General features: G+C 51.2%; 29 protein-coding genes. 8 read left to right on the top strand and 21 right to left on the bottom strand.

Going from position 1 to position 26,605, the window contains the following annotated elements; genetic code table 11:
• Positions 1-108: 108 nt before the first annotated feature.
• A complete protein-coding gene (locus GN278_07185; GenBank protein XAT60613.1) occupies positions 109-1,530 on the bottom strand; it encodes an MFS transporter in 1,422 nt (473 codons plus the stop codon).
• A 420-nt stretch (positions 1,531-1,950) separates the two neighbouring features.
• Between GN278_07185 and GN278_07180 the strand changes: the two genes are divergently transcribed.
• Complete coding sequence (locus tag GN278_07180; protein XAT60612.1) at positions 1,951-3,204, top strand: tyrosine--tRNA ligase; 1,254 nt, start codon at positions 1,951-1,953, stop codon at positions 3,202-3,204.
• A gap of 29 nt (positions 3,205-3,233) precedes the next feature.
• Here the strand turns inward: GN278_07180 and GN278_07175 are convergent, their stop codons facing one another.
• The 4 genes from GN278_07175 to GN278_07160 form a co-directional block, all read right to left on the bottom strand.
• On the bottom strand, positions 3,234-3,767 hold the full coding sequence (locus tag GN278_07175) for a hypothetical protein (GenBank protein XAT60611.1): 534 nt from the start codon (positions 3,765-3,767) through the stop codon (positions 3,234-3,236).
• 117 nt (positions 3,768-3,884) lie between these two features.
• Positions 3,885-4,847, bottom strand: a complete 963-nt coding sequence (locus GN278_07170) for a DUF3179 domain-containing protein (GenBank protein ID XAT60610.1) — start codon at positions 4,845-4,847, stop codon at positions 3,885-3,887.
• A gap of 101 nt (positions 4,848-4,948) precedes the next feature.
• Positions 4,949-5,497: a peptidylprolyl isomerase gene (locus GN278_07165; protein XAT60609.1), complete on the bottom strand. Its 549-nt coding sequence runs from the start codon at positions 5,495-5,497 to the stop codon at positions 4,949-4,951.
• Entirely contained in the window at positions 5,490-5,996 is a 507-nt protein-coding gene (locus GN278_07160) for a peptidylprolyl isomerase (protein XAT60608.1), read from the bottom strand. Before GN278_07160 ends, GN278_07165 begins: the two co-directional genes overlap by 8 nt.
• A 131-nt stretch (positions 5,997-6,127) precedes the next feature.
• Between GN278_07160 and pgk the strand changes: the two genes are divergently transcribed.
• The 6 genes from pgk (at position 6,128) to GN278_07130 (ending at position 12,674) form a co-directional block, all read left to right on the top strand.
• Positions 6,128-7,321, top strand: a complete 1,194-nt coding sequence (gene pgk, locus GN278_07155; protein ID XAT60607.1) for a phosphoglycerate kinase — start codon at positions 6,128-6,130, stop codon at positions 7,319-7,321.
• Positions 7,322-7,484: 163 nt separating this feature from the next.
• On the top strand, positions 7,485-8,378 hold the full coding sequence (locus GN278_07150) for a fructose bisphosphate aldolase (protein XAT60606.1): 894 nt from the start codon (positions 7,485-7,487) through the stop codon (positions 8,376-8,378).
• 145 nt (positions 8,379-8,523) lie between these two features.
• Positions 8,524-8,826: a septum formation initiator family protein gene (locus tag GN278_07145; GenBank protein ID XAT60605.1), complete on the top strand. Its 303-nt coding sequence runs from the start codon at positions 8,524-8,526 to the stop codon at positions 8,824-8,826.
• 123 nt (positions 8,827-8,949) lie between these two features.
• Positions 8,950-9,939, top strand: a complete 990-nt coding sequence (pdhA, locus tag GN278_07140) for a pyruvate dehydrogenase (acetyl-transferring) E1 component subunit alpha (protein ID XAT60604.1) — start codon at positions 8,950-8,952, stop codon at positions 9,937-9,939.
• A 20-nt stretch (positions 9,940-9,959) separates the two neighbouring features.
• Positions 9,960-11,345, top strand: coding sequence for a pyruvate dehydrogenase complex E1 component subunit beta (locus GN278_07135; protein ID XAT60603.1), 1,386 nt, complete (start codon positions 9,960-9,962; stop codon positions 11,343-11,345).
• Positions 11,346-11,357: 12 nt separating this feature from the next.
• A complete protein-coding gene (locus GN278_07130) occupies positions 11,358-12,674 on the top strand; it encodes a pyruvate dehydrogenase complex dihydrolipoamide acetyltransferase (GenBank protein ID XAT60602.1) in 1,317 nt (438 codons plus the stop codon).
• A 119-nt stretch (positions 12,675-12,793) separates the two neighbouring features.
• Here GN278_07130 and cysE read toward each other — a convergent pair whose 3' ends face one another.
• The gene (cysE, locus tag GN278_07125) at positions 12,794-13,612 is read right to left on the bottom strand and encodes a serine O-acetyltransferase (GenBank protein XAT60601.1); all 819 of its coding nucleotides are present in this window, start codon (positions 13,610-13,612) and stop codon (positions 12,794-12,796) included.
• A gap of 92 nt (positions 13,613-13,704) precedes the next feature.
• Here cysE and GN278_07120 point away from each other — a divergent pair, with 92 nt between their 5' ends.
• Complete coding sequence (locus GN278_07120; protein ID XAT60600.1) at positions 13,705-14,043, top strand: TraR/DksA family transcriptional regulator; 339 nt, start codon at positions 13,705-13,707, stop codon at positions 14,041-14,043.
• 269 nt (positions 14,044-14,312) lie between these two features.
• On the opposite strand, the gene GN278_07115 is transcribed toward GN278_07120, so the two are convergent.
• From GN278_07115 to GN278_07045, 15 genes are all read right to left on the bottom strand, one after another.
• Entirely contained in the window at positions 14,313-18,245 is a 3,933-nt protein-coding gene (locus tag GN278_07115) for a host specificity protein (protein ID XAT60599.1), read from the bottom strand.
• Complete coding sequence (locus GN278_07110) at positions 18,245-18,688, bottom strand: peptidase (GenBank protein XAT60598.1); 444 nt, start codon at positions 18,686-18,688, stop codon at positions 18,245-18,247. Before GN278_07110 ends, GN278_07115 begins: the two co-directional genes overlap by 1 nt.
• Positions 18,685-19,566: a DUF2163 domain-containing protein gene (locus tag GN278_07105; GenBank protein XAT60597.1), complete on the bottom strand. Its 882-nt coding sequence runs from the start codon at positions 19,564-19,566 to the stop codon at positions 18,685-18,687. Before GN278_07105 ends, GN278_07110 begins: the two co-directional genes overlap by 4 nt.
• Positions 19,563-20,195 (bottom strand): TIGR02217 family protein, encoded by a 633-nt coding sequence (locus GN278_07100; GenBank protein XAT60596.1) that lies wholly within the window; start codon positions 20,193-20,195, stop codon positions 19,563-19,565. The genes GN278_07105 and GN278_07100 overlap by 4 nt, the downstream gene beginning before the upstream one ends.
• A 15-nt stretch (positions 20,196-20,210) precedes the next feature.
• Positions 20,211-20,876: a phage tail tape measure protein gene (locus GN278_07095; GenBank protein ID XAT60595.1), complete on the bottom strand. Its 666-nt coding sequence runs from the start codon at positions 20,874-20,876 to the stop codon at positions 20,211-20,213.
• Positions 20,869-21,087, bottom strand: a complete 219-nt coding sequence (locus GN278_07090; GenBank protein ID XAT60594.1) for a phage tail assembly chaperone — start codon at positions 21,085-21,087, stop codon at positions 20,869-20,871. The genes GN278_07095 and GN278_07090 overlap by 8 nt, the downstream gene beginning before the upstream one ends.
• The gene (locus tag GN278_07085) at positions 21,084-21,410 is read right to left on the bottom strand and encodes a gene transfer agent family protein (GenBank protein XAT62585.1); all 327 of its coding nucleotides are present in this window, start codon (positions 21,408-21,410) and stop codon (positions 21,084-21,086) included. The genes GN278_07090 and GN278_07085 overlap by 4 nt, the downstream gene beginning before the upstream one ends.
• A 2-nt stretch (positions 21,411-21,412) precedes the next feature.
• Positions 21,413-21,826, bottom strand: coding sequence for a phage major tail protein, TP901-1 family (locus tag GN278_07080; protein ID XAT60593.1), 414 nt, complete (start codon positions 21,824-21,826; stop codon positions 21,413-21,415).
• Positions 21,827-21,850: 24 nt separating this feature from the next.
• Positions 21,851-22,261, bottom strand: coding sequence for a DUF3168 domain-containing protein (locus GN278_07075; GenBank protein XAT60592.1), 411 nt, complete (start codon positions 22,259-22,261; stop codon positions 21,851-21,853).
• Positions 22,258-22,602 (bottom strand): head-tail adaptor protein, encoded by a 345-nt coding sequence (locus GN278_07070; GenBank protein ID XAT60591.1) that lies wholly within the window; start codon positions 22,600-22,602, stop codon positions 22,258-22,260. The genes GN278_07075 and GN278_07070 overlap by 4 nt, the downstream gene beginning before the upstream one ends.
• Positions 22,599-23,192 (bottom strand): hypothetical protein, encoded by a 594-nt coding sequence (locus tag GN278_07065; protein XAT60590.1) that lies wholly within the window; start codon positions 23,190-23,192, stop codon positions 22,599-22,601. The genes GN278_07070 and GN278_07065 overlap by 4 nt, the downstream gene beginning before the upstream one ends.
• Before the next feature lie 143 nt (positions 23,193-23,335).
• The gene (locus GN278_07060; GenBank protein ID XAT60589.1) at positions 23,336-24,523 is read right to left on the bottom strand and encodes a phage major capsid protein; all 1,188 of its coding nucleotides are present in this window, start codon (positions 24,521-24,523) and stop codon (positions 23,336-23,338) included.
• Complete coding sequence (locus GN278_07055) at positions 24,520-25,098, bottom strand: HK97 family phage prohead protease (protein XAT62584.1); 579 nt, start codon at positions 25,096-25,098, stop codon at positions 24,520-24,522. The genes GN278_07060 and GN278_07055 overlap by 4 nt, the downstream gene beginning before the upstream one ends.
• A gap of 33 nt (positions 25,099-25,131) precedes the next feature.
• On the bottom strand, positions 25,132-25,365 hold the full coding sequence (locus GN278_07050; protein ID XAT60588.1) for a hypothetical protein: 234 nt from the start codon (positions 25,363-25,365) through the stop codon (positions 25,132-25,134).
• Positions 25,358-26,548: a phage portal protein gene (locus GN278_07045; protein ID XAT60587.1), complete on the bottom strand. Its 1,191-nt coding sequence runs from the start codon at positions 26,546-26,548 to the stop codon at positions 25,358-25,360. Before GN278_07045 ends, GN278_07050 begins: the two co-directional genes overlap by 8 nt.
• Positions 26,549-26,605: the final 57 nt, after the last annotated feature.

Raw genomic sequence — 26,605 nt, 5'->3', positions numbered from 1 at the left:
CCAAAAACCATTCAAATTTATGTAGTGAAAAGACTATCAGCGTTTTAGCAATATCCAAGACTTATATTACAAACTTGACGCATGCGCTTTTCGTTTTTTTTTGAGAATTCACGATGATCCAGACACTGAAAGGTCCACACCCTTAGCTCTCCAAACCACAACACCCCCGAGCAACATCAAAAGCATGGCAATGCTAAAAGAAAATACCAGGCCTGCTGTGCCAACCGAGATACCGTTGCCAATGCTCAAGGCTAATGCAACGAATACTGTTATCCCAAAAACTTGGCTAAGCTGTTGAATCGTAGATGTTAAGCCAGACCCTGCTCCCGCGTCTTCTTCGGATAATTCAACCGTCGCTATCGATTGTGCCACAGGTGCGGTACAACCAAAGCCGATCGAAGTAACCAACATGGCAGGTAGCATGCCCAACCAGTAGCTATCGGTTGTGACCCCCCAAGCAAATAATCCAAAGCCAGAAGCCGATATAATAAGGCCCGTGCATGCCGCAGTCTTTGGGCTAAACTTTTGTGACAGAAATTGAGATAGGAATATTCCTGGAAAGAAACCAAAACAAAATGGCAACCATGCAAGGCCGGTCATCATTTGGCTAAGACCCAGTCCGCCCTGAAGGTGCAGGACACCAAGAAAAAATAATGCCCCAGAAGTTGCTGCTAAAATAATTACAACCACGTACCCAGTAAATCTCGGCGATGACTTTAAGAGACGTGCAGGAATAATTCCATCTTCAACCTTTCTACAGCGATAAAACACCAAGGCCCCAAAAATCAAACCCACGGCAGCAAGACCAAAACGCAGTCCGTGCTCGCTTTCGATACTGGTGCCAACCAAACCTTGCACCATCAAAACAACACCAACTGCGATGAGCATAGCATTACCAAAATCGAGTCTCACTTTTTTGGAGGTTGGGAAAACGGGAATTGTCAAAAACGCGGCAACTACAAGAATAGAAATTAATGGCACATTTATACCAAAAATCCAGCGCCAGTTGAGAGTTTCGGTTATGACACCCGACAGAATAACTCCAGCTATCGCACCAATTCCACCAAGTGCCGCCCATATTCCAAAGGCCTTAGCGCGGTCCTCGCCTGAAGGAAAAAGCAGTGAGACCATTGCAAGCCCAGTGGCAGCTGCCAATGCCTCGCCTATCCCTTGTCCAGCACGGCCAATAATCAACCATTCTGCGTTTGGCGCCACCGTTGCAACAAATGAGAACACACCAAAAATGACAGTACCCAAAATAAAGACCCGGTGAATACCATAAGCATCGCCCAACTTACCGCCAAAAAGTAATAGCGCACCCGCAGAAATTGCGTAGGCAGTAACAACCCAGGTCAGACTACCATCGGTTAGATTCAAACCTTCTTTGATTTGTGGCAAAGCTACGTTCACAATAGTAGCATCTAACAAAAGAATAAATTGAATCAGAGAGATAACAGCAAGCGCTTTCCACTTTCCGTCCAAATTGATTGCGTCTGACTTAATCGAACCAGTCTCATGTGCTTGTGTCATAAAATATGCCCTTTAATGTTGTACGAGTATCAATTTAGCGCTGCACGGGTATCAATTTAGCGTTGCACGGGTATCAATTTAGCGCTGCACGGGTATCAATTTAGTGTCGCAGGAGTATCAATAATGCAATTCAAAGAATTCAGAATCATTTTTTGGGTGTGAATTAGAGCTAGAGCTTAACATCGCCCTGCAGTAAGCCGAAGTGAATTTTGGATTATCTTCATCCCACATTCGGTCCCAATACTTTCTGGATGAAACTGTAGGCCGGCTAAAGGCTAACTTACATGATGCAGTGCCATGACGAAATTATCTGCCGTCCCCACGGCAGAACGGCAATGGGGGTTTTCGCAAAACATGGTCTTTCCCTCAAAGGGATAGAGGACTATAGGATGAACCGAACAATCCGAAACGAGGCCCGATATGACCTTTCAACCAAAGTCTGATTTTTTAAAAATTATGATGGAACGCGGGTTTGTCGCGGATTGCACGGATTATTCACGGCTGGATGATGCGTTGCGCGATGGCGCGATGCCCGCCTATATCGGGTTTGATGCAACGGCTATCTCGCTGCATGTGGGCCACTTGATGCAAATCATGATGCTGCGCTGGCTGCAAAAAACCGGCGGCAAGCCGATCACATTGATGGGGGGCGGCACGACGAAAGTGGGCGATCCCAGCTTTCGCTCCGACGAGCGGCCGCTTTTATCGCCAGACCAAATTGATCAGAATATCGCTGGCATCAAAACCGCGTTTTCGGCCTATATCACCTATGGTGATGGGCCATCAGATGCGGTGATGGTCAATAATGCCGAATGGCTTGATAAATTGAACTATCTCGATTTTCTGCGCGATATCGGGCGGCATTTTTCGGTCAACCGGATGCTTAGCTTTGAATCGGTTAAATCGCGCATCGACCGCGAGCAGTCGCTGTCATTTCTTGAGTTTAATTACATGATCCTTCAGGCCTATGATTTTCTCGAACTGCACCAGCGCTATGGCTGTATGCTGCAGATGGGCGGATCGGATCAATGGGGCAATATCGTCAACGGTATCGACCTAAGCCGGCGCATTGCAGATGCCAGTGTCTTCGGGCTCACCTCGCCGCTGCTGGAAACTTCCGATGGCAAAAAGATGGGCAAAACCCAGGATGGAGCGGTCTGGCTTAATGCAGATATGCGCAGCCCCTATGAGTTCTGGCAATTCTGGCGCAATACCACGGATGCGGATGTGGGCCGCTTTCTTAAGCTTTATACCGAGCTAACGCTTGATGAATGCGACCGCCTTGGCGCGCTGCAAGACGCCGAGATTAACCATGCCAAGATCGTTTTGGCCAATGAAGTCACCACCCTGCTGCATGGCGCAGAGGCCGCTGCCAAAGCTGAAGCCACCGCGCGCGAAGTGTTTGAAAAGGGCGGTGTGGGCGATGATTTGCCAACCGTAACGCTGAGCTTAGAAGACGTGGGCAGCGGTATTTCGGTGGTGCAGTTGATTGTCAAAGCCGGCCTTGTGAAATCCGGCAAAGAGGCCAAGCGGCTCATTGCGGAAAACGGGGCGCGCATGGATGATGTCGCGCTCAGTGATGCAGGCCAGATGATTGATGCAGACGCGCTGCAGACCCCGATCAAGCTGAGCGCCGGCAAAAAACGCCATGCGCTGGTGTGCTTGCAAGGATAAGCCCAAGGCGGGCGGCTATAGATGCTGGTTTATTTGGCCGCTGCCATAGGGTCCGACCGGCCGCCCATAAAGCCACGCGATAAAAACAAAACCATAATGGGAAGCCCAACGGATACAAACTGATCCCCTGCAAATACAAAGCTCCAAACGCATGCGAGCCCGCAGAGCCCAATGAATGCATAAGACCGCCGCCAAATGGCCACAGGGCCTCCAGTTTTTTCCCTAACAATATCTCGCTTTAGCCCCCAAACAAAGACAGCGCCAGTCAGCAGGATATAGAGCAAGACCGTCGGGCCTGCATATTTCACGATTATCTGCGCCAATTCGCCAAAGCCCATCAAATAGAACAACATTATTAGCGGCGCGAGGCTGGCAAAATTCACGTTTATGCCTAAAACAATTGGATCAAAGGCAAGTCCTTTACGGTAAAAAACAAATAAAACCAGCCAACTGACCAACATCCCGCTTAAAGCGGCGATGATCACGTCTTGACCCAATTTGAACGCAGTGAGGAACACAATAGATGGCATGTTTTCACTTACGCGCACTAAAATTGTTTTCATTTAAACTTGAGCTTATCCTAGGGTGGAAAAATAAAATACAATTTCCACCTTAAATAATACTCTGTTTTCTGGCAAGGCGCGCATATTCCGCGCCGACGCCCAGCATCCGTTGCAGCTCTAGCGGCCAAGCATCCATTCTCCATCAGGCCAAAAGGCGTGAAAGGCAAAGGCAAACATCACGTCATGTGGCAGGTCGTGCCCCGCCGCATCGCGCACGCGGATTGACCCTACATCGCGGCCTTTTGCAATCTGCGCAGTGTCCAGAGCGCTGCTTTGACCGGCTCGCCATGTCAGATGCATGCCTGCCTCACTCAACTCGCCGGCTTCGCGCAGCCTGCCCAGCGGCCAGGCCCGCGGCCCGACCCGCACCACCCGCGCCAAAGCCGGGATATCATGCGGCGGCAGCTCGCCACTGTATAAGAACGGATCCGTACTGCCGTCATAACCCACATAGGGATTGCGCCCGTATGCGCGGGGAAAATCCGGCTGGTCCATGATCAACCCGTCAGGATTGCGGGTGCGAAACTGCCCGACACTTTCCATCCAGCTGGCCACTGGCGTCAGCTGCGCTCCGGTCAGCTCGCCCACAATGGCGCGGCCCAAGGCTTGCTGCCACCAGCTTTCGGTTTGCCTGTCATACATCACCATGTCCGATCCGCGCAGTTTGCCCGACACGCCAAATTCAAGCACGCGGCCGTCCAGCCGCCGGTCAAACGTAAGCCCCGAATTGCACAGCGGGCAAAAGGTAACCGCAACCGGATGCGCCCCGATGAGGTCATTTACAATCTCATGCCACATCAGATAGCGCAGCGGATAGGCGCGCGGGGTTTGCTGCGCCAACTCGACCGTGATCACCGGTTCATTTTGCGGCAATGCCGCATCACCAGCTGCAATAAACGCAGGATCAACCAAAGCCGGAATGCCATCTTTGGGCGGACCACCCGAGATAATTTCGCTCCAATCGCTCAATGTTGTTTTTTCAAAATTGGTCTGCGGCCACTCACGGCCCCACAGCGCAGGATCCGCCATCAGCGGCAAAGCCGCGAGAATGGCAAAAATGGTCACAACTATTTGGCGCATGTCACAGCCTCCCTTAACCTAGGGCTATAAAACGAAAAAGGGCGGCGCTGGTCTAGCCCCGCCCACGTAATTGTGAAGCTCATACAGTCATTGGTGAACGCTTATTCGATCACAGAGACCTTCATCATAACGTCCGGTGCGCCGATCACCGATCCATTTGGGCCCTGACCCAGCTTGATCGCATCAATTACATCCATGCCCGAAGTTACGCGGCCAACAACAGTATAATTTTCGTTTAGAAAATAGCCTTCGGCAAACATGATAAAGAACTGGCTGTTGGCACTATTTGGGTTTTGTGAGCGTGCCATGCCAACGATCCCGCGATCATAGGGCACTTCGGAAAACTCTGCCGGCAAATCCGGCAAAGTCGATCCCCCGCGTCCGGCCATGGAGGTATTGCCGCCGGCCTTGCCGAACTGCACATCCCCGGTTTGGGCCATAAAGCCGTCAATAACCCGATGGAACACAACGCCGTCATAGGCCCCCTCGGCGGCCAGTTGGGCAATGCGCTCTGCATGGAGCGGCGCAACATCTTCAAGCAAATCGATCGTCACGGTGCCATTTGCACCCTCGCCGGCGATTTCAATTTCAATACCGGTGGCCACAACAGGGCCTGCCAGCAAGGACAGAATAGCGGCAACCCTAAGCATCGGCGGCCACCTTAACGCTGATCATCCGATCCGGGGCGGCCGGTGGTTCGCCCGATGCGATCGCATCCACATGTTCAAGACCGTCGATCACCCGGCCATAGACAGTGTACTGACGGTTGAGAAAGTGGTTGTCACTAAAGTTTATGAAAAACTGGCTGTTAGCGCTGTCGGGGTTTTGGCTACGCGCCGCACCCAAAGTGCCGCGGTCATGCGGAATGCCGGAAAACTCAGCCTTAAGATTGGGCAAATCAGATCCGCCTGTGCCAGCCATACGCAAATCGAAGTCTTGCTCCATATTGCCATTAGCCACATCGCCAGATTGCGCCATGAAACCTTCGATCACGCGGTGAAAACACACGTTGTCATAAGCGCCGCTGCGCGCCAGCTCTTTCATCCGCTCGCAGTGGTCAGGCGCAATATCAGGCATCAGTTCAATGACGACTGTTCCGTCTTTCAGTTCTATCAGAATGGTATTTTCTGGATCTTTGATTTTAGCCATCCGGCGACTCCTTGGTGATCTTTAGCGGGTTATCTAAGCTGCTTTGTCGCAAGGAACAAGGTGCAGCATTGACCATAGGCCAAATATAGGAAAAGACGCGGGGTAAAGTTAATAAGGACGGGGATACACCGATGGCTTGGAAAACGCTGGATAATATGGACCTTAGGAACAAAAGGGTTTTGACACGCGTCGACATCAATGTGCCGATGGACGGAGCCCGTGTGACCGATGCGACACGGATTGAAAAGATTGTCCCCACCGTTAAAACCATTCTTGCAGCCGGAGGCCTGCCGATATTGCTCGCGCATTTTGGCCGGCCCAAAGGCAAAGTGGTGCCCGAAATGAGCCTGCGCCATCTTATTCCCGCGCTTCAATCGGCTCTGCAAACGACAATTGGTTTTGCCGAAGACTGCATTGGCCCCAAAGCACAAACGGCAGCAGAGGCGATGCAGGCAGGTGAGGTTTTGCTATTGGAAAACACCCGCTTTCACCCCGAAGAAGAGCACAACGAGGCCGCATTTGTCAGCGCATTGGCGCAAATCGGCGATGTCTATTGCAATGATGCATTTTCGGCTGCCCACCGAGCCCATGCCAGCACTGAAGGTTTAGCCCGATTGCTGCCCGCCTGCGCCGGCCGGTTGATGACAGCAGAACTTAGCGCGCTTGAAGGCGCGCTTGGCGCCCCAAAGCGGCCCGTGGTGGCGGTGGTGGGCGGCGCGAAAGTGTCCACCAAACTCGACCTGTTGGGCAACCTTGTAGAAAAGGTTGATCACCTTGTGATTGGCGGCGGCATGGCCAATACCTTTCTGGCCGCGCAAGGCGTTGCAGTGGGCAAATCTCTGGCCGAGCACGACATGACCGAAACCGCTTTGAGCATCCTGGCGAAAGCCGCCACAACCGGATGCGAGATTATTCTGCCCAGTGACATCGTGGTGGCGCAGGACTTTGCCGCCCATGCCCCAAATCAAACGCTACCGGTCCAAGACTGCCCTGCCAATGCGATGATCTTGGATGCCGGTCCGCAAACGGTGGCGCGGATTGTGGCCTGTTTTACGCAGGCAAAAACACTCATTTGGAACGGCCCCCTAGGGGCGTTTGAAATCGAGCCTTTTGATCGCGCCACAAATGCTGCGGCGGCACAAGCTGCGCAGCTAAGCCAGTCAGCTGGGCTAATTTCCGTGGCCGGCGGCGGCGATACGGTTGCGGCGCTGAACAAAGCGGGCGCAGCGCAGGACTTTAGCTATATCTCCACCGCAGGGGGTGCATTTCTTGAGTGGATGGAAGGCAAAACCCTGCCCGGTGTGGCCGCGCTGATCCGAGATTAGAAACAAAGAAATTCAAAAATACAGAGCTGTCACTTTATTTTGAGTTGATAGCGCTACCACAATTGTCACAGTTCGATCACTGCCTTAAGGCTATGTTCATGACACGAATTTGTGCCGCCACAGCAGCGCGCAAAAGGTAATTTTTGTAAAAGGACGCTTATCTATGACCGACCAGCAGCAGATGCAAAAAATCGCAACAGCGCCCGGGTTTGTCGCCGCCCTTGATCAAAGTGGAGGATCAACACCCAAAGCGCTGCGCCTTTATGGGATTGAAGAAGACGCCTATGCATCCAATGCTGAAATGTTCGACCGTATCCATGAAATGCGCTGCCGGATTATTAAATCACCCTCTTTCACTGGCGAAAAAGTGGTGGGGGCAATTTTGTTTGAAAATACAATGGACCGCGATATCGAAGGTACCCCTGTGGCGGAATATCTTTGGTCAAAGTGCGGTGTCGTGCCATTTCTCAAGGTTGATCAAGGTCTGGCTGAGACCCAAAACGATGTTCAAGTGATGAAACCCATTGCGGGTCTTACGGCGCTTTTAAAGCGTGCAAAAAGCGCCGGCATCTTCGGCACTAAAATGCGCTCGGTAATCCATGGCGCCAATGCCACTGGGATTGACGAAATTGTGGCTCAACAATTTGCCATCGGCAGTGATATTATCGACGCGGGATTAATGCCAATTCTGGAACCAGAGGTGAGCATTTCAATCGCGGATAAAGCGGAGGCGGAAGACAAGTTAAGTGCCGCTCTGCTCGAGCGGTTAAATCAATTGCCAACCGATCAACAGGTGACGTTAAAATTGACCTTGCCAGAAGCAGTAAATCACTATCAAGAGTTGATCAACCATCCTCGGGTTCTCAGGGTTGTGGCGCTCTCGGGCGGCTATAGCCGAACAGAGGCAAACGGCAAACTAGCGCAAAACAGCGGTATGATCGCCAGTTTTTCACGTGCGCTAACCGAAGGGCTATCCGCCCAGCAAAGCGACGCAGACTTTAATCACGCACTTGGTCAATCCATCAACGGCATTTATCAGGCCTCGGTTGCAGGATAAAATACCGGTTTTTTGAGGCCACCGTCACCCCACGTGGTTGAGGATTAAAAAAATCGTTTAATTTTCGTCATTTGGGGGATTCACAAAGCGAATCACCTGTGCAATACTGCCTCAAAGTCCACCTATAATGGGCAATGAGGCAGGAATGACGACACAGCGACACCATCCAGCATGGGGATTGATTGCCGCCTTTGGGCTGGCCTTTGGTCTTGGGATGTATTTCACCTTTGCCGCCGTTCAAGGTGACTTTGGGCTGTTCCGCCGCGCAGAAATTCTAAGCGAAACAAATAAGTTAGAGCGTGAACTGCTGGCTTTGCAGGTCGAAGTTCAGCACATGGAAAACCTGACCAAGCGGATGTCTGACGAGTTTCTAGACCTTGATCTCTTGGATCAGCAAGCCCGCGATATCCTAGGATATGTGCGTGGAAACGAAATTGTGATCAACTAACCTGTTGTTTAAAAACAGTTTATCTCATTACTCCATGCAAACTAAAATTACCTCTCGCACAAAACTATTTTTTCCTGTAAGAGATAGTTTAATGCTAAACTATTTATTTCCGAGGGTATATCTATGGCGGCACGCAAAACCAAAGCAAAGCCCAATATCTCAGCTCAGGAACTGACCCAATATTATGAAGATATGCTGCTCATCCGGCGCTTCGAAGAAAAAGCAGGTCAGCTTTACGGTATGGGGCTTATCGGCGGCTTCTGTCACCTTTACATCGGTCAGGAAGCTGTTGTTGTGGGTCTTGAGGCTGCCGCAGAGGAAGGCGACAAACGGCTAACCTCTTACCGGGACCACGGACATATGTTGGCCGCAGGGATGGACCCCAACGGGGTGATGGCCGAGCTAACTGGGCGCATTGACGGCTATTCCAAAGGTAAGGGCGGCTCAATGCATATGTTTAGCAAAGAAAAGCACTTTTATGGCGGTCACGGCATTGTCGGTGCGCAGGTACCAATTGGCGCAGGGCTCGCCTTTGCGGACAAATATCTCGAAAATAATCGTGTCACTTTCACCTATTTCGGGGACGGTGCAGCCAACCAGGGCCAGGTTTATGAGACCTTCAATATGGCAGCGATCTGGGACCTTCCGGTTATTTTTGTGATTGAAAACAACCAATATGCTATGGGAACTGCACAAAAGAGATCAACATCAACGCCTGATCTTTATGTGCGCGGAGAAGCCTTTGGCATCCCGGGCGAAGCGGTCGACGGTATGGATGTTCTGGCGGTAAAGGCAGCGGGGCAAAAAGCAGTTGCGCACTGTAGAGCGGGCAAAGGCCCTTATATTCTAGAGGTAAAAACCTATCGCTATCGCGGCCACTCAATGTCAGACCCGGCCAAATACCGGACCCGCGAAGAGGTGCAGAAAATGCGCCAAGAGCGCGATCCGATTGAAACCGTCCGGTCCATGTTACTAACCGGAAAACACGCCAGTGAAGATGATCTCAAGGCCATCGACAAAAAGGTCAAGGAAATCGTCAATGCGTCGGCAGAATTTGCCAAAGACAGCCCAGAGCCCGATCTATCAGAGCTTTGGACAGATATTTACGCGTAAGGCATAAGGAGAGTTAAAAGATGGCAACCGAAATTCTTATGCCGGCCCTGTCCCCAACAATGGAAGAAGGCACTCTGGCAAAATGGCTGGTCAGCGAAGGCGATAGCGTGGCCTCAGGCGACATTATAGCGGAAATTGAAACTGATAAAGCCACGATGGAATTTGAAGCCGTCGACGAAGGGGTTATTGGCAAAATCCTAGTCGCAGAGGGCACCGAAAACGTCAAAGTAAACAGCGCAATTGCCGTGCTTTTGGAAGAGGGCGAAAGCGCCGATAGCGCTGATGCAACATCCAGCGAACCGGCCCCGCAAGAGGCATCAGAGCCCGCCCCTGAGATAACAGCGCCTGCAGCAGAGGCTACGGCGCCTGCCGCTCCGATCAGTCCAGCTCATGACAGCACACCAGACTGGCCCGAGGGCACCGAGCTGAAACAGCAAACCGTCCGTGAAGCTTTGCGCGATGCGATGGCTGAAGAGATGCGCGGCAATGATGCAGTGTTCTTGATGGGTGAAGAGGTTGCCGAATATCAAGGCGCCTACAAAATTTCGCAGGGTCTGCTTGACGAATTTGGCGCCAAGCGAGTGATCGACACCCCGATCACAGAACATGGTTTTGCCGGTATTGCAGTGGGTGCGTCTTTTGGCGGACTACGCCCAATTGTGGAATTTATGACCTTTAACTTTGCCATGCAGGCGATTGACCAAATCATCAACTCAGCCGCCAAGACGCTTTACATGTCCGGCGGCCAAATGGGCGCGCCAATGGTCTTTCGCGGCCCCAATGGCGCGGCCGCACGGGTGGGCGCGCAACATAGTCAGGATTACGCCGCATGGTATGCGCATATTCCGGGCCTCAAAGTGGTCATGCCTTTCTCAGCCTCGGATGCCAAAGGGCTTTTGAAATCTGCAATCCGCGATGACAACCCGGTGATCTTTTTGGAAAACGAAATCCTCTATGGGCGCAGTTTTGATGTGCCTGTGCTGGATGATTTCACAGTGCCTTTTGGTAAGGCGCGGATTTGGCGCGAAGGCAGCGATGTCACGCTTGTCAGTTTCGGCATCGGTATGCATTACGCCCTAGAGGCGGCCGATAAGCTGGCCGAGGAAGGGATAAGCGCCGAGGTCATCGACCTTCGTAGCTTGCGGCCGATTGACTATGAGACGGTACTGGCATCGGTACAAAAAACCAACCGCTGCGTCACCGTGGAAGAAGGCTTTCCTGTGGGCGCCATCGGCAACCATCTGTCTGCGGTCATTATGCAGCAGGCGTTCGATTACCTCGATGCACCGGTGATCAATTGCACCGGCAAAGATGTACCCATGCCCTATGCCGCGAATTTGGAAAAACTGGCCTTGGTGACCACGGATGAAGTGATCTCAGCGGTCAAAAAAGTCACCTATCGTTAAGGAGCGCAGATCATGCCTATAGAAATTCTCATGCCAGCGCTGTCCCCAACGATGGAAACAGGAACACTTGCCAAATGGCTGATCAAAGAAGGCGATAGCGTGCAATCCGGCGATGTCATTGCCGAGATCGAAACCGACAAAGCCACAATGGAATTTGAAGCGGTTGACGAAGGTGTCATTGGAAAAATTTATGTAGACGAAGGCACTGAAAACGTGGCTGTTAACAGTGCTATCGCTGTCTTGCTTGAGGATGGGGAAACCGCCGAGGATTTGGCAACCCCTGGCGGCAGTAAAACACCGGCCCCAGAAAGTGACAAGCCGCAGCAGCCAGAGCCATCCGCCGAACCGTCCAAGCCGTCTAGCACGGATACCTCTGCTGCGCCGCAAACCTCTAATGCCCCTGCCCTGAAAGGCAATCGGGTATTTGCCTCACCGCTTGCGCGGAGGCTGGCTGCTGAAACAGGTGTTGATCTTGCTTCTTTGCAGGGATCAGGCCCACATGGACGAATTGTCAAAGCAGATGTTGAAGCGGCTCAAGGTCAACCAACAGGCGCCGTAAGCCCCGCGCCTGCAAGCGCACCTGCGGCCATGCCGGCCGGCCCTGCAACCGAAACCATCCTAAAGATGTATCAAGGGCGCGATTATCAGGAAATTCAATTGGACGGCATGCGCAAAACCATCGCTGCGCGGCTGACAGAAGCCAAACAAACCGTTCCTCATTTCTATCTGCGGCGGGACATTAAAATTGACCGGCTACTCATGTTTCGGGCCGACTTGAACAAGCAATTGGCCGCGCGCGATGTTAAACTGTCGGTCAATGATTTCATCATCAAGGCCTGCGCGCTTGCGCTGCAATCTGTGCCCAGCGCAAACGCTGTTTGGGCGGGCGATCGCGTGCTGCAACTCACCCCATCTGATGTGGCAGTTGCGGTGGCGATCGAGGGCGGGTTGTTCACACCGGTTCTTCAGGATGCCGAGCAAAAAACTCTGTCGCAGCTCAGCGCCGAAATGAAAGATCTTGCTGCGCGCGCCAAAGACAAAAGGCTAGCTCCGCATGAATATCAGGGCGGCAGCTTTGCCATATCAAACCTCGGAATGTTTGGGATTGATAATTTTGATGCGGTGATCAACCCACCGCATGGCGCTATTCTTGCAGTGGGCGCTGGTAAAAAACGACCCGTGGTCAATGCCGATGGTGATCTTGAGGTTGCCACCGTGATGTCGGTGACATTATCGGTGGATCACCGGGTGATTGATGGCGCCTTAGGCGCCGAGTTGCTGCAAGCGATCGTCGATAACCTAGAAAACCCGATCGCAATGTTGGTCTAATTTAACTGCAAAATTGAAATTTCTGGGACGGCGCGGTCAGGTACCGCCTTTTCCAATTGTATTTGAGCACTCTAGAGTATCGAAAAGCCAACGGCGATCATGAAGGGTTAGTTCAACTCTTACTGAGTTGATTGCTCACTGGCCAAAAGCTGATCCATCGTAACTGATGGGGTCGCGCAGCCTGCTTTTCCAACAACCTCTGCCGGAACGCCTGCAACCGTAGTTTTTTCAGGTACGGGGCTAAGAACAACTGATCCAGCTGCGATGCGTGAACACGCCCCAACGCTGATATTGCCAAGAACTTTCGCCCCTGCCCCGATCAGCACCCCATCACCAATTTTGGGATGGCGGTCTTCTTCTTGCTTGCCGGTTCCACCAAGGGTCACAGAGTGCAGCATTGAGACATTATCTCCAACCACGGCAGTCTCGCCGATCACAATTGAATGTGCATGATCTATCATCAAGCCTTTACCGATCAACGCACCGGGGTGAATGTCGATACCAAAAACTTCGGAAATGCGCGACTGCATGAAATAGGCAAGATCTTTTTGCTCGTTCAACCACAGCCAATGTGCCACGCGGTAGGCTTGAACCGCTTGGAACCCTTTGAAATAAAGCAGCGGTTGCAAAAACCGGTGGCAGGCAGGGTCGCGATCAAAAACTGCCATAATGTCTGCGCGTGCAGAACTGGCAAGCTCTGAGTCCCCGCGATATGCAAGGTCACAAATTTCTCGCACATACTGCTCGGACATCTCATTCGATGCCAGTTTAAGCGAAATCCGATGTGCCAAGGCCATGTCAATGGTGTCATGCTGAAGCACATTCTTGTGAAACAAGGCGCCAAGCAAAGGCTCTGTTTGTACGGCTTCTTCTGCTTCAACGCGAATTTTACCCCATACTGGGTCAATTTCTTTTATCTTGCTATGAATGTTAGCCAATGGACCTGCTCCTAAATCCAACACCTTGCTTGCACCTTAAGGCATAAATAGGCAACATCAGATAAATTCAATGCGCCTGAGGCCAAAAGTTTATGGATGATGTTATTTTATCCGATTTCCGCCGGTTAATACAGAAAAAACTAGCCGAAATTGACAAAGAAAATACTTTAGGAGCAGAGAGCCAGCAAACAGTTGAGTTGGATCAGCAGTCTGTTGGACGCCTTAGCCGCATGGACGCGCTACAAGCTCAGGCAATGGCTAGGGCGCATCAAATCCGACGTGATGGCCTGCGCCAAGCCCTATTGCAAGCATTGACGCGGATTGAGGAAGGTGACTTTGGCTACTGCAACGATTGCGGCGATCTTATCTCAAAGGCGCGCCTTGAACTGAACCCAGCCCTGCAGCTGTGTATTGGCTGCGCAAGAGGATAGGCTTGGCGCTGCTGCTTGCAAAACGCAGCGTAAAGCCTGCGCATAATTGGGATCGCACAAGGGTGGCTCTATTGGTTGGATACAATAGCGTGCGCAGCTCATCAACGACCCTTCCCCCCAGTCACGGTGGCTTTTACCATACCGTTTTCTATATCGGTCTGCAGCCCGGCTTCGAATGATGAGCGTGCGGATATGTGCCTGCCGGCAGGCTGGAGGCACCGACAGAAGAGCGCGGCCCGCGGCCACCAGATCGCCATGCATCAAAGGTCTCATGGAAGTGTTATACCTGCGCTAGGTCCTACTCCAAAACGCTCAGAAATTTGCGCCACCTCTAGCCAAATGGGCAGATTTTCACCGCTCGGATTGTCAATATCCTGAAACTCTTTGGAATATTGCCATGATGGATCGCTGACCAAATGCTCGCGGAGCACCTGCCCGCCACCGATGACACGAACACGATAGCGCTCAAAGGTTTCACCAAGCGGGATCTCGGTTTCAGACCATGGGTTGGCATCGATCCGGCCCCGCCGTATCCAAGCAATATCAAGGCCGCCATCACCTGCCTTCACCGTCAAATGACAGGGCCGATATGGCCGCAGTCCTATGCCCGACAAGCTATGGGTTTGATGGCGATATGTGGGATCATCAAAGGCACGCTTGGCCGGGCCAATCCGGTAGTGGCGTTCGACTTGACGGTTTGCAGATTTAAGGTCCAATTGAACCGGAGCCCCGTCAAGCAGGACAAACAGGCTTCCTTTGGGCCAAACATCACGCATTGCGGCATCGCTACCTGCTTGCCCACGCAGCAAACCTGAAAGCTGATATTCATCCTTGCCAATCAATTCAGCATTTTGAAACTGTATCACTTCCCAATTCGCAGCGCTTCCATCACCGATTGCAGCAATGTTTTTTCCCGCCAACAGGGCTGTCTCGGACACCGAACGCAAATCTGCATTTCGCAATGTAACCCGCAAAACATGTCCCTGATCTATAAGCCCCAGTGGCCCTGCCGGCAGTGGCTCAAGCACCTGACCTATCTTTGAGCGATGATAAACAAGGTGATCTAAGTGGTAATCTGCATCTTGATCCGAACTATAGATCGCTACACTGCCGGGCCATGGCTCTGCGGCAACTGCAATATGCGGCGCATGGGGCACTTCATCACCGCTCAAGAGAGGCAAATCAAGAAACATCGCAAGAACGGGCAAGGGTGGCACGAAAGGTTTCAAGCTTACAGAGGCATCACTGTAGGGCGAGGGCTGATAAACGCTTGGTTCAATCCGAGTAGCTGTAATCAGCTGAAACTGCCCTAATTCTGCATGATCTACCCGATAGATCCCCTGTGCATCATTGACCGTCATCCTCACCCGATCCCCGGGGCCAATGCTGCGTTTTGATAGTGGCAATCCAAACCGTATGCTGTCCCGCGCAACCCGCGTTTCTATCAGCCATCGCTCAAGGGTTTGGCGCGCTTCCTGCGGCGTCATTACCAAAGATGTTTGGTGATTGGTCACGGCATGGGTTTGATCACTTGCCAAGATCACCTCTGCGCTTCGCACTTGATAGTGACCATCTGCCTCGGCAAAGGTCATCTGCACGCGGCCGGTTAAATCGGGTGTGCTATCACGCGTGGTTTCGACCAACGACGCCAGTTCTGAGCTGTCGACCAGATGCGAGGGCGGCACGTCATGCACAACGCCAGCATTGCGTGGGAGAAATTTCAAACGCCCACAATCGTCAACGGCATCAAACCCATAGCGCTGCGCAAGAGGTTGCAGTAAACTGCGGGCGGTAGTGACCTGCGTGAGATGATAGCCGCGCAAATAGCCGTGCAACTGAGAGACATCATAATGCGAAAACCCTGACTTTTCACAAATTTCAGCCACAACAGATGCCAGAGACGCTCCTGAAACACGGCCATTTATCCAATGCCCACGCGCATAATTCGCCCCATCACTCCATAGATCATCAGCGCGGGGAAACCATGGGTAAGGCCGCGCATCCCACGCCCAAACAAAGGCCCGTGTCATATCAATCATAGGGGCGTGATACAGCGGTGAGACAGGATTTTTTACGGGGTCAGCCCAATAGGTTGTCAGAGCCCGCAAATATTGCATCTGAATATATTCATCACGCTGGCCGTTTGAAAAATATGGAAAATCGGACTCTGATGATTTGGGATCTAGAAATTTATTTGGCTGGTTTGTGGCCTTATCCAAGGCAGCACACCCAATTTCGGTGAACCAAATGGGTTTTGACATGGGCACCCAATCAGTGGCCACCGCCTGACGTACACCAGAATGACGATCGTGGTGTGGATTGGACCACCAATTGCGAATATCCTTATAGCGCCATATCCATGGCTCTGCATCGGTATCATCAGTAATCGGTTTTCGGCTTTGTGCCTTGCGTGCGGCATCGGTTTGATAATACCAATCATAGCCCTCTCCGCCTTCTATATTCGCCTTAAGATAATCAATATTATAGATTGAGCCCCAATTTGCATCGCGGTGGGTGTCTCCATCCTGCCAATCAGACAGAGGCATGTAATTGTCAATTCCAATGAAATCTATATTGCGGTCCGCCCAAAGATGGTCGAGATGAAAGAATTTATCGCCTGACCCATCCAAAGGCTGATAGCCGGAATATTCACTCCAGTCAGCCGCATAGCCAAGCTTTGTTTTAGGCCCCAAAACGGCGCTTACATCCGCTGCTAGCTTGCGCATTTCTTGAACCGCAACAAAGGTATTATCAGCACCGCGAATTTGCATAAGGCCGCGCATTTCTGAGCCGATACAAAAGGCGGATACCCCCCCGGCGGCCTGACACAGAAACGCGTAATGCAGAACCATCCTTTTATAGCTCCACTCATCGGGGCCGTCGTAGCGCACTTCGTTATTAACGATTGAAAAATCGCTGGCCTTGGCCTGCCCAAAAAACTGTTTTACCTCATTAGCAGCCACTGAGCTTTGATCCGGACTTGCCAAAACTGAAGGCGCTTTTGATAGGGTGATCCGCCCCCGCCATGGAAGCGCCAGCTGACCCAAAGTATCGCTGTAAGGGTCTGGCAATTCATTACCTGCAGCTTGATCCATCAAGATAAACGGATAAAACATCACATCCTGACCTGCCGCCTTTAGCGCTTTGATCGCTTCGATAACGCCGGCATCCGAGGGCGTACCGCCATAAATCGGGCGGCCATCGGCACTCATCAAGACTTGCTCAGCTTTTGCACGATCTAGCCCGGCAACTTGCCAAGCCATTTCTGCCCCTTCGGTCTTGTGCTGTTCGACTTTGGGGCGCAATTGACATTCTGCGCAGCGTAAATCACCCCCAAACCAGCTGACCACCAAAGAAGCGGCCCCGCATTTGGGCAATTCATTGGAGAGCATGGTGAGAGAAGCGGTTATATCCGCCACCCCTGCGGGTGAATTTACATTTGCGGTTCTGGACTGTCCCTGGCCATAATCATAGCTGACTTTGGTTGTGGCCAGCGCATATTCCCCAGTACCCGGCATGACCGTCACCGCTTGCACAAGCTCTGCGACTTCTGGATCTAAACCAATTTGGCTTTGTGCTGGACGGCACACTTCAAAATTAAACTGCGGCACTCGGTTACCAAATTGGGAAAGCAGCAAATCCTCTATCACGACATAGGCGATGCCGCGATAAGCGGGCGCTTTACCAGTGCCTTCGACTGCTTCAATTTTGAGATCTGGCAACTGAGTTTCACTGCCGGTGTGCACCCGCATGTTTATGTCTGATAACCCCAATTCAACCCCATCCGCCCAGACCCGGGACACGTGGGTGATTTCCCCATGGCACAGGCCAATGGCAAGACTAACAGAATAAGAATAGGATTTTTTTTCTGCGACGCCTGGCTCTATTTTGCTTGAACTAGAACCACCTGTTGGATTTATGGCCTCTTCAAACTGAGAGGCCCAAATAAGCTGCCCACCAATCCGTGTGCGGCCATAAACCTGTGCGATTGGTTGTCCTTCTCCAACTTGCGTAAATCGCAGACGATCCAACCGCCCAACCTCAACCGGTTCAGATCCCTGCCCCATCAGTTGAGCATCGACAACTCGGCCGACCGCCGCCCCCGCAAAGCGTCCAACAGCAGTCATTGAAAGTCCTAAAAAAGTGCTGCTTAAAGAACTTCCCAAGCCAGCCCCAAGAGCGGAAAATACAACCGTTGCCATTAGCTCAACCTTTCAGGAAAACAAAATCCTTCCATAGCCCTACGCCGCCATGATGGCGTATAGGTTTGCTCAATCACACCGTGCTTTTGATAGCTGTGAATTAGTGTCAAAACATCCCCTCTCTGCGCCAGAATCGCCAAATGTTCTGCCCCACTTCTAGGCGATATACATAGCAAAATTACGTCTCCTGGCCGCGCCATCGAGACAGCAAGAGGGGTAAAATGCGAAGCCAAACGATTGCGGATACCCCAGCGGTGTCGCAGCTTGCTCCAATCATCACTATAGGCAGGTAAAAGCTCAGGCTCAGGGCCTATCACATCCCGCCACACGCCCCGGATAAGCCCAAGGCAATCGGCGCCCGCCCCACGGCATGAGGCCCGGTGATGCCAAGGTGTTCCAATCCAGCCACGTGCAGATACTTCAATTATTTGCCGCAATGTCATCGCCGACTTCCTCCTGAACGCGTGGTGGTTTGGCTTGGGTGTATAGCGATCCAATCCTCAGGTGGAATGTCCGGAAATCCGCGAAAATTCACCGCATTGTTGAATTTCAATCGGCAGGTTTTAAAATCTTTGTCGCATCCGGCAAAGAGCTTTACTTTGTCGCCTGTTTGTAAGGTTGAACGGACAGTTTCCCATAGCTCTATAATACGGTTTTGACCTTCAAAGGCATCACTTTTGATCAACAGCAGTTGCCCTTTGGCAGCACCTGAAATGACAACAACTTTTCCTTTGATAAACCAACCAGGTTCAAAAATACTCAGGTCAGCAAAGCGCAAAATCCGGTTATTTTCCACTTTTTCAATTTCGCAAATATGATGAAATCCTGCTGTTTGAAAATCAAACCGACAGGCTTTATCGCCAAGCACCGCTGTACAAGGGGCCTGATACACATGCCCGACAGGCCGGTTCAAAGCTGAACTTAAGCCGCGCAACTCAGCTTGAAAAAGACTGCCTTTACGCTGAATTTCTCCGATAAATCCAGAGAATTCCAGTTGGCGTTGAACTGGATCGCTCCAGTTTACCAACCAAACTTTCACCGTCGCTTCATCAAAAAGTCCGGCCTCTATCTCTTCATTTTGGATCATATCATCTGAAATAGCACCCAAGACCTCAGAGTTATCAATCGCCAGCCCTGTGGTTTGCTGTAAAGCTGCTGCTGAAAAGCCACCACTTGGTTTGAATGAAACCCCATCAAAGGACAGTTCTAAATCGTGGTCAGTAAACCCCAAGACAGTTCCATCTCCTCTGGTAATGGCCCAAGCATGACAAAGAGTTTTATTTGGTGATCTAAGCGCATTTGAGAGAGCGTTTTGTTTCACAGCCGCACCTCAATAACCGGTATGCTCGGTACAGTACCGGCCTTAAAACTTGCAACACTGGTTTGAATTCGGTCGGTATCAAAGCGTACTGGGACATCGAACTCAAAACCTGCTGTTATTTGCAGCCCCGAGGCTGGGGGCATTTTAAATTGTAATATCCCCGTGCTGTGATCGGCATCAAAGTGAACTTGCTCAAATTGTTGCTCGCCTTGAATGCCAACCTTGATTGACCCTGCGACTGGTTTGACAATCGGTCGCTGATAGCTATGCCCGCCCGAAGAATAGGTTTTCAACAAGCTCCAATCACTTTTGAAACCATCACCGATGCCAATCACCTGATCCTCGTAACCGACAACGCTTGAAGGCAAACAAGATTTGTAATCGGACCAGTCTTTCCATCGAAAACCAAACATTTGCCCGTGGCGGGCTTCGAAAAAGGATATCAAAGTTGTGATATCATCCAATGAGCGCATCCCGATACCGGCATCGTAGTGCCGCCGAGAATGCGCCCAGGGGGTATTGCGTTCTTCAAAGCCGCTGCTGAGTGAAACTATGTCTGTACGGCGCTCAGGCCCCCCGACAGAACCGAAGCTAATAGACGCTGGAAATTGGATTTCATGAAATGACATTCACGGTCCCTTCAATTAACGATTGCGGTCTGCGCTGCCCAAGGCGCGCCGCACCTGTGCAGCAATTTGCGTTTGAGAGCGGCGAAACCCTTCCACATCTGGTGTGGTGATATTGATCACTACATGTGCTGGCGCACTGCTACCTGTATCCCCACGCACACCCAGCTTTCCGTCTCTACCGCGCGCGAGCGGCAATATCGCCTCAGGCCCGGCTTCGCCCATCAATCCTACACCGCCGCGCATGGGAAACAGCGTTGGCTGACCAACCACCCCGCCTTGGGCAAACGGCATGACGCGTCCGCTGGTAAAACCTTCCCCTTTTGCAAACGGCCAGGCAGAGCCAAAGATGCTTTCGACACCTTGGGTCATTAGGCCAGCTAAGTGTCCGGTTATCGGCTTTAGAGCAGTATTATAAGCTGTATTGGCCAAAGCAGTGCCCACATGCTTTAATGCATTGCTTAAGCCTTCTCCGTCTAAAATCACCCCATCAATTGCCTTGCGTAAACCGCCATCCAAAGAGCTTTGCAACGCCTGCGAACTGCGCTTTGCTGCATCAAGGCCTTGGGTGGTTTTGCGCAGCTCGGTGTTAAAATCATCCGCCATTGATGTGGTTGCCCCAAGCGCTGCGTCCACGGCATCCAGTTGGTCTTGCAATTCGCTATAGCTTTGGCTTTCAGTCATCTTTTAGTCCTTCTGACGGTCCAGTTCCAATATCAGGGAAGCGTTTTTCAAGGGCGGCCAAACCTGAACGGTCAAGCGACGTACTTATGTCAGACTGGCCCAGCATCATGTTCAGCTCTAGAGGGCTCAGCCGCCAAAATTCGTCAGGTTTGAGCCTTAAATTACACATCCCCAAGCGCATTAATGCGGGCCAGTCAAAGGAATTGCTCACGAAATGTCCGAGTTTTGCGCCCCAAAAGCGCGATGCAAAAGCAAGGCGGCAACCTGCGCTGCAGTTTGCGGACCTCCTTTGATGTCAGCGTTCTGCAACTCTTTAGTGTCTCCTTCCCAACCGCCTCCTCTTAAACCAGCAATCAAAAGAGCAATAATATCACGGCTGCTGAACGTGGCGTTTTCAAATCGCTGAACCAGTTCGATCAAACTGTCGGCTTTAAGCGCTGTTTCTAATTCTGCAAGCGCGCCGAGGGTCAGCCGCAAGCTATGGGTTCGCCCATTCATTACAAGGCTCACTTCACCGCGATATGGATTGCCCACCATTACAGCACGGTGAATTGCAGCTCACCGGCAGAGGCCAGTGAAATTTCATAAGTGGCTTCGCCATTATGGCTACCGCCGTATTCAAGAGCAGTCACTTGAAACGGCCCTTGAATGGTTCCGAAATCAGGGATTATCACTTGAAAATCTGGGGTTTTCCCATCAAAAAATATCTGCCGAGCACGTTCATCCGTGCTTTCATCTTTGAAAATCCCAGAACCTGAGATTGAGGCACTTCGCACCCCTGCTCCAGCCAAAAGCTCTCTCCAGCCTCCTTGGCTGTCTAAGGTCGTTACATCGACACTTTCGGCATTAAAGCTTAGCCGAGAGGCTCGCAAACCCGCCAAAGTGACAAATTGACCCGCACCGCTCATATCCACTTTGATTAAAAAGTCTTTACCGTTTTGTGCGCCCATTGGGGTTCTCCATTTTGTTGAATTTTAAACATCAGCGAGCCGCGCGCGAAATAGCATGTCAATCCGACGTGTTTGACTATCGGTATCGCGCCGCGCTGTAGCTCGGATAAAGTTAAAAAAGACTATTCTGCCCTGCTCTAGATCTGGCAAAGTGCCAAGAAGAGCTTGTCCCACAGCAGAAGCTAATACCTTTGCTGGTAGAAACCCGGCCTTGGTCGTGATCACCGAAAGTGTCAAATCATGATCTGTACCAATCCCAGTCACATCGGATTTGTCATGCATCACTTCGGCGCCGAGACTTATAAACAACTCGGGCAAATCACCCGATGGCATCGCATCATAAATATGCCCCCCCACCAGATCCAAAACCTCAGAATCTTCCGACAACTGAGTATAAATCGCGGATTGCAATGCTGCAGAGTTCGCAAAGCTCATAATGCAAGCTCCTCGGTCGCAAAGCAGCTAAGATAGTGCGCGCGCCCATCGACCTGTTTGACGGTCTTTATTTGATATCGGCGCTGAGCTTCGCGAAATCGCTGTCCAGCGCGCGGCCGGCTTGCTGAACCGTCCGGACTGGCACGTACAATTATGTTGTAGCTGACACGCGTAATAGGGGATGTTTCACCCGACGTGGCCCTGCCTGATGCCACATCCACTGCAGCCCAAAAATGACCTAAAACAGTCCATGAGTTGGAATAGCCCCCTGCTCCATCAGGCCGGGTGATCGGTGTTTCAAGCGTTAGTAAACGAGATAACTTTGGTGCGGCAAAGTTCATGACATTTGCCCAGCATAAATGCGGCATGGCCGATAGCGTTCAATAAGGCTTAAAACACCAAAGGGCATGCAGCCGCCTTTTAAATTTGTCTCTTCCCTATATTCATAAAAGTGGGCAGCCAACAGCATGACAGCTTGAAGCAAATCTGCTGGAATCGAGTTTAGCTCGCTATGAATTCCAACCTGCATTGTGATTAACAATGTAACAGCCGCACCCCTATCGGCTGGTGCGCACTGCAATATTTGCCGATCTCCCTGATAACTAAATTGATAAGCTTCCGGCGGCAAAACGGAGGACATACCTGCTTTGTCCATAGCGATTATTTTCACAATTGAACGCACTGGACGAATGGGAAATCTCAACCCATCACCGATAATCACTTGTGACGGGGTTTCCCAAAGAAACTCTCGCTGCAGTAATATTTGACTGATCCTAGATTCTATTGCCGTGACAGCGGCGCGCAAAAAACTAAAAAGAACTGGTTCTTGCAGCGTGTCTTCAGCAAACCCTGTCCCCATTCGCAAATGGGCTTTCAAGGCCTCAACCGGCAAATTTTCTGATGGAATTGGGTGTGTTTCAGACAAAATCATTTGTTTTCTTTCTTTGTCATCTCATTGATGCGAACGGGCGCGCGCCAAGCGCGTTGCATAGACGGAGGAAACCGGCCAACTCGCCATTATCCGGCGCGCGCCCAAGGCGATGCACTGAGAGCACCGCCTATTTCGCCGCTGACTTAAATTTGAGCGGCGAATTTCAAAAGCTTAATGGCTGCAAAATCGCTAACATCCCCACCAACCCGCTTTGTGGCATAGAAAAGCACATGAGGCTTTGCACTGAATGGATCACGCAACACGCGTAAATCTGGGCGTTCAGCAATCGTATAACCGGCCTTAAAGTCACCAAAAGCAATGGCTGGAGCCCAATCGGCAATGTCTGGCATATCTTCAGAAACCAGAACTTGATATCCAAGCAAACGCGCTGGCTCTGCCGAGGCCAGGCCATCAGACCATAAAAACCGCCCGTCATTATCTTTGAGTTTGCGTACACGGCCCGCGGTTTTGGAATTCATCACAAAACTGGCGTTAGCGCGGTAATGTGCACCAAGAGCATAGACCAGATCAACCAGCGCATCTGCAGGGTTTGCTTCGGCGAAATCACCACTTGCGCCTGTGATCACGTGACCAAGCTTTCCCCATTCTTCAGCTCCGACCGAAACGGTGTCATAGGTCAAAAAGCCTTTGGGCTTGTCAATACCATTACCAGACACAAAAGCTGCCCCTTCGGCGCGGGTGAATTTGTCAGAAATTCGGGTCGCTAGCCAACCCTCAATATCAAAGGCACTATCATCAAGCAGTCTTTGAGAGGCCTTTGGAAGCGCGTTTAATTCATGAAGAGGGATCGTGATGCGATCAATTTGAGGGCTATCACTTTCATTGGGCGTACTATTTTCATCGCTCCAGCCGGCGCCAACATCTGTGTGATCGATCAGCACATCGTAAGAGCTTGCCTCGACAGTGACAACACTTGCAATCGCACGCACCGAAGCCGCTCCAGAAAGACTTGAATTGATCGCATTTGCAGTTTGGGGATCAACGAGATATCCCCCATCACTATTGACTGCGCTGGAAAGACCCTTGGTTTCAATGTCCAGGCCGCGTAAATCGCCGTCCTCACCGGACCGCAAATAGGTATTAAAAGCTTTTTTATGTGGCGCATCAGGCATATCATGATGTGCTAATATAGGACGGGAGATTTGATTTCGATCGAGCATGGCAAGTTGCTTTTCCTGTTTTTGAAGTTTGGTTTGAATGGCGGCTAAAACACTGTTCGACGTTTCAAAAAAATCATGCGCCGCAGCCGTAAGCAGATCCACTGCCTGTGGATCATTCGAGGTTTTAGTTGGTAAGTCGGGTTGGGTCATAATGAAGTCCTGCTGTTAATTGAATGAGGCGTAGAAAGCGTCATTTCCTGAGTTGCCGATTGAAAAATATCAGCTAGCTTCACGACGGCACGGTCAGAAAAATATAAATCTGCTTTGGCCGCGACCCTTGCGCTAGACAGCATCGGGAATGTCACCAACGATACTTCCCATAATTCCAATTCACTTAAGAGCCTTTGGCCCTGTTCGCTCGTTCCAGCGCGTTTTGTTAGATATCCAATGGAAAGCCCATCAATGGCGCCGGCTTCAACCAAACAGGCCGCCTCACGCGCCTTGCAAACATTGTCGAGCAACCGACCTTTGACATAAAGCCCGCGGGCATCTTCACGTACTTCTTCCCAAATACCAATTGGCTGAGCTGGATCATGTTGCCAGAGCATTTTCACCCGCCGCCCATTGGCCGACAAGGCCGCAAGAGATTTTTCATAAGCCCCTTTTTGTACAATGTCACCATTGCGATCTGGGGTTCCAAAAAGGCTTGCATAGCCCTCAATCTCCGTATCTCCTGATAAGGTTAGGCACGTTTCGACGGCGCAAAATTTATGCTCCAAATTCATTTGATCAGTCATCATTTACCTTTCGAAAGTGGATTAAGTCAGGCTTGGCAGAATTTGCTGAAGCGCCTGCGCCAAGATAACAGCAACGACGCCATACATGGTCAGCCACAATCTTTTTTCGAGCCTTTCGATCAGAACTTCAATTTTGTCCAACCGACGGTTCATATTATCGAATTGAAGCTTTACCAACGCCTCATGAGCTTGCAGCCGCAAAGCTGGGGCACAATCAAAGGCTTCAAAACCATTTCGCTGAGTGGTGTTATGCATTCTTTAAACCGTTCATCATTGGCAATCCAAGCAAGCGGCGTTTTTCTTCATCAGACAAAAAGTCGGCCTCAGCAACGCGTCGCCATTGCGCATCACGCTCAAGAGCGAGGGCGGGAATTTCATCAAGATCCAAGCGCAACGAGACTGGTTCAACGCTCAAAGTAGACAACCACCGACCAAGATGCGCCGCAACGCGGTGCGCCAAAGGCAGCACAGTCAACCTATAAAAGGCCCGATTGGCTTCTTGATAATTGGCATATGTGGCATCTCCAGGAATGCCCAAAATCATTGGAGGTACGCCAAAGGCAACTGCAATTTCACGTGCTGCGGCCTCTTTGGTTTTTTGAAATTCCATATCAGAAGGCGAAAATCCCATAGGTTTCCAATCTAACCCCCCCTCTAACAGCATGGGCCGTCCGGCATTGCGCGCACCTTGATGATGGGTTTCGAGTTCGTTTACCAAGCGGTCATATTGGTCGTCGCTCAGGCTGCCTTGACCATCACGACCACGGTATACGATTGCACCCGAAGGTCGCGCCGCATTGTCGAGCAATGCTTTGGACCAACGGGAGGCCGAATTATGCACATCAAGCGCCTGCGCCGCAGCTTGCAGGGGCGAAAGTCCATAATGATCGTCATGGGGATGAAAGCTACGAATATGGCATATCTGACAGGTTGAACCACTTACCTCAAAGCGTCGCTTTCGCCCGGCAACCGTATAATCATAAGCAGCGGGCCACCCATCCGATCCAGGCACAAGCGACATGCGGTCAGAACGTAAAACATGAAGTTCGATTGGCATACCGGACGTGGATAAACCAGCCTCTAGATATCCGTTGCCACTGAGTAAAATTTGACCAAATAGTGCTTCAAGCAAATCTGCTCTTGTTTGTGCAGGGTTGGGCGCATCGAGAAGTGATAGAACCGGGTGGCTTTCATACCGCCGCTCTTTATCCTGCAACACCATCGGCAGCGCGGCCGCTGCCTCTGCAATCAATCGAACGGCACGAAATCCTACAGGGTTGGCACAAAAGCCTGATTTAACCATGCTCACGGGGTCTCGGGCACTCCATCCGACCCGGCCAGTTGTTTGATAGGTGACAACCGGAAAACTTGCGCTGGATTTATACTCTTTAGCCTGCTGAGGTGAAGCGGGGCTTCCAAATACATTAAATAGCGACATGTAATCACTCCTGTTTCCAACTTTCCAAAGATAACCAGTGGCGTGGTCTTGATGATA

Source organism: Rhodobacteraceae bacterium Araon29, assembly GCA_039640505.1.
Taxonomy (GTDB): domain Bacteria; phylum Pseudomonadota; class Alphaproteobacteria; order Rhodobacterales; family Rhodobacteraceae; genus CABZJG01.
This window is presented reverse-complemented; position numbering and strand designations above follow the sequence as displayed.

Excerpts from the sequence above, each read along its gene's own strand:
- GN278_07185 (XAT60613.1), bottom strand. The coding sequence starts at position 1,530 with ATGACACAAGCACATGAGACTGGTTCGATTAAGTCAGACGCAATCAAT.
- GN278_07180 (XAT60612.1), top strand. The coding sequence starts at position 1,951 with ATGACCTTTCAACCAAAGTCTGATTTTTTAAAAATTATGATGGAACGC.
- GN278_07175 (XAT60611.1), bottom strand. The coding sequence starts at position 3,767 with ATGAAAACAATTTTAGTGCGCGTAAGTGAAAACATGCCATCTATTGTG.
- GN278_07170 (XAT60610.1), bottom strand. The coding sequence starts at position 4,847 with ATGCGCCAAATAGTTGTGACCATTTTTGCCATTCTCGCGGCTTTGCCG.
- GN278_07165 (XAT60609.1), bottom strand. The coding sequence starts at position 5,497 with ATGCTTAGGGTTGCCGCTATTCTGTCCTTGCTGGCAGGCCCTGTTGTG.
- GN278_07160 (XAT60608.1), bottom strand. The coding sequence starts at position 5,996 with ATGGCTAAAATCAAAGATCCAGAAAATACCATTCTGATAGAACTGAAA.
- pgk (XAT60607.1), top strand. The coding sequence starts at position 6,128 with ATGGCTTGGAAAACGCTGGATAATATGGACCTTAGGAACAAAAGGGTT.
- GN278_07150 (XAT60606.1), top strand. The coding sequence starts at position 7,485 with ATGACCGACCAGCAGCAGATGCAAAAAATCGCAACAGCGCCCGGGTTT.
- GN278_07145 (XAT60605.1), top strand. The coding sequence starts at position 8,524 with ATGACGACACAGCGACACCATCCAGCATGGGGATTGATTGCCGCCTTT.
- pdhA (XAT60604.1), top strand. The coding sequence starts at position 8,950 with ATGGCGGCACGCAAAACCAAAGCAAAGCCCAATATCTCAGCTCAGGAA.
- GN278_07135 (XAT60603.1), top strand. The coding sequence starts at position 9,960 with ATGGCAACCGAAATTCTTATGCCGGCCCTGTCCCCAACAATGGAAGAA.
- GN278_07130 (XAT60602.1), top strand. The coding sequence starts at position 11,358 with ATGCCTATAGAAATTCTCATGCCAGCGCTGTCCCCAACGATGGAAACA.
- GN278_07120 (XAT60600.1), top strand. The coding sequence starts at position 13,705 with ATGGATGATGTTATTTTATCCGATTTCCGCCGGTTAATACAGAAAAAA.
- GN278_07115 (XAT60599.1), bottom strand. The coding sequence starts at position 18,245 with ATGGCAACGGTTGTATTTTCCGCTCTTGGGGCTGGCTTGGGAAGTTCT.
- GN278_07110 (XAT60598.1), bottom strand. The coding sequence starts at position 18,688 with ATGACATTGCGGCAAATAATTGAAGTATCTGCACGTGGCTGGATTGGA.
- GN278_07100 (XAT60596.1), bottom strand. The coding sequence starts at position 20,195 with ATGTCATTTCATGAAATCCAATTTCCAGCGTCTATTAGCTTCGGTTCT.
- GN278_07095 (XAT60595.1), bottom strand. The coding sequence starts at position 20,876 with ATGACTGAAAGCCAAAGCTATAGCGAATTGCAAGACCAACTGGATGCC.
- GN278_07080 (XAT60593.1), bottom strand. The coding sequence starts at position 21,826 with ATGGGCGCACAAAACGGTAAAGACTTTTTAATCAAAGTGGATATGAGC.
- GN278_07075 (XAT60592.1), bottom strand. The coding sequence starts at position 22,261 with ATGAGCTTTGCGAACTCTGCAGCATTGCAATCCGCGATTTATACTCAG.
- GN278_07070 (XAT60591.1), bottom strand. The coding sequence starts at position 22,602 with ATGAACTTTGCCGCACCAAAGTTATCTCGTTTACTAACGCTTGAAACA.
- GN278_07065 (XAT60590.1), bottom strand. The coding sequence starts at position 23,192 with ATGATTTTGTCTGAAACACACCCAATTCCATCAGAAAATTTGCCGGTT.
- GN278_07060 (XAT60589.1), bottom strand. The coding sequence starts at position 24,523 with ATGACCCAACCCGACTTACCAACTAAAACCTCGAATGATCCACAGGCA.
- GN278_07055 (XAT62584.1), bottom strand. The coding sequence starts at position 25,098 with ATGAATTTGGAGCATAAATTTTGCGCCGTCGAAACGTGCCTAACCTTA.
- GN278_07050 (XAT60588.1), bottom strand. The coding sequence starts at position 25,365 with ATGCATAACACCACTCAGCGAAATGGTTTTGAAGCCTTTGATTGTGCC.
- GN278_07045 (XAT60587.1), bottom strand. The coding sequence starts at position 26,548 with ATGTCGCTATTTAATGTATTTGGAAGCCCCGCTTCACCTCAGCAGGCT.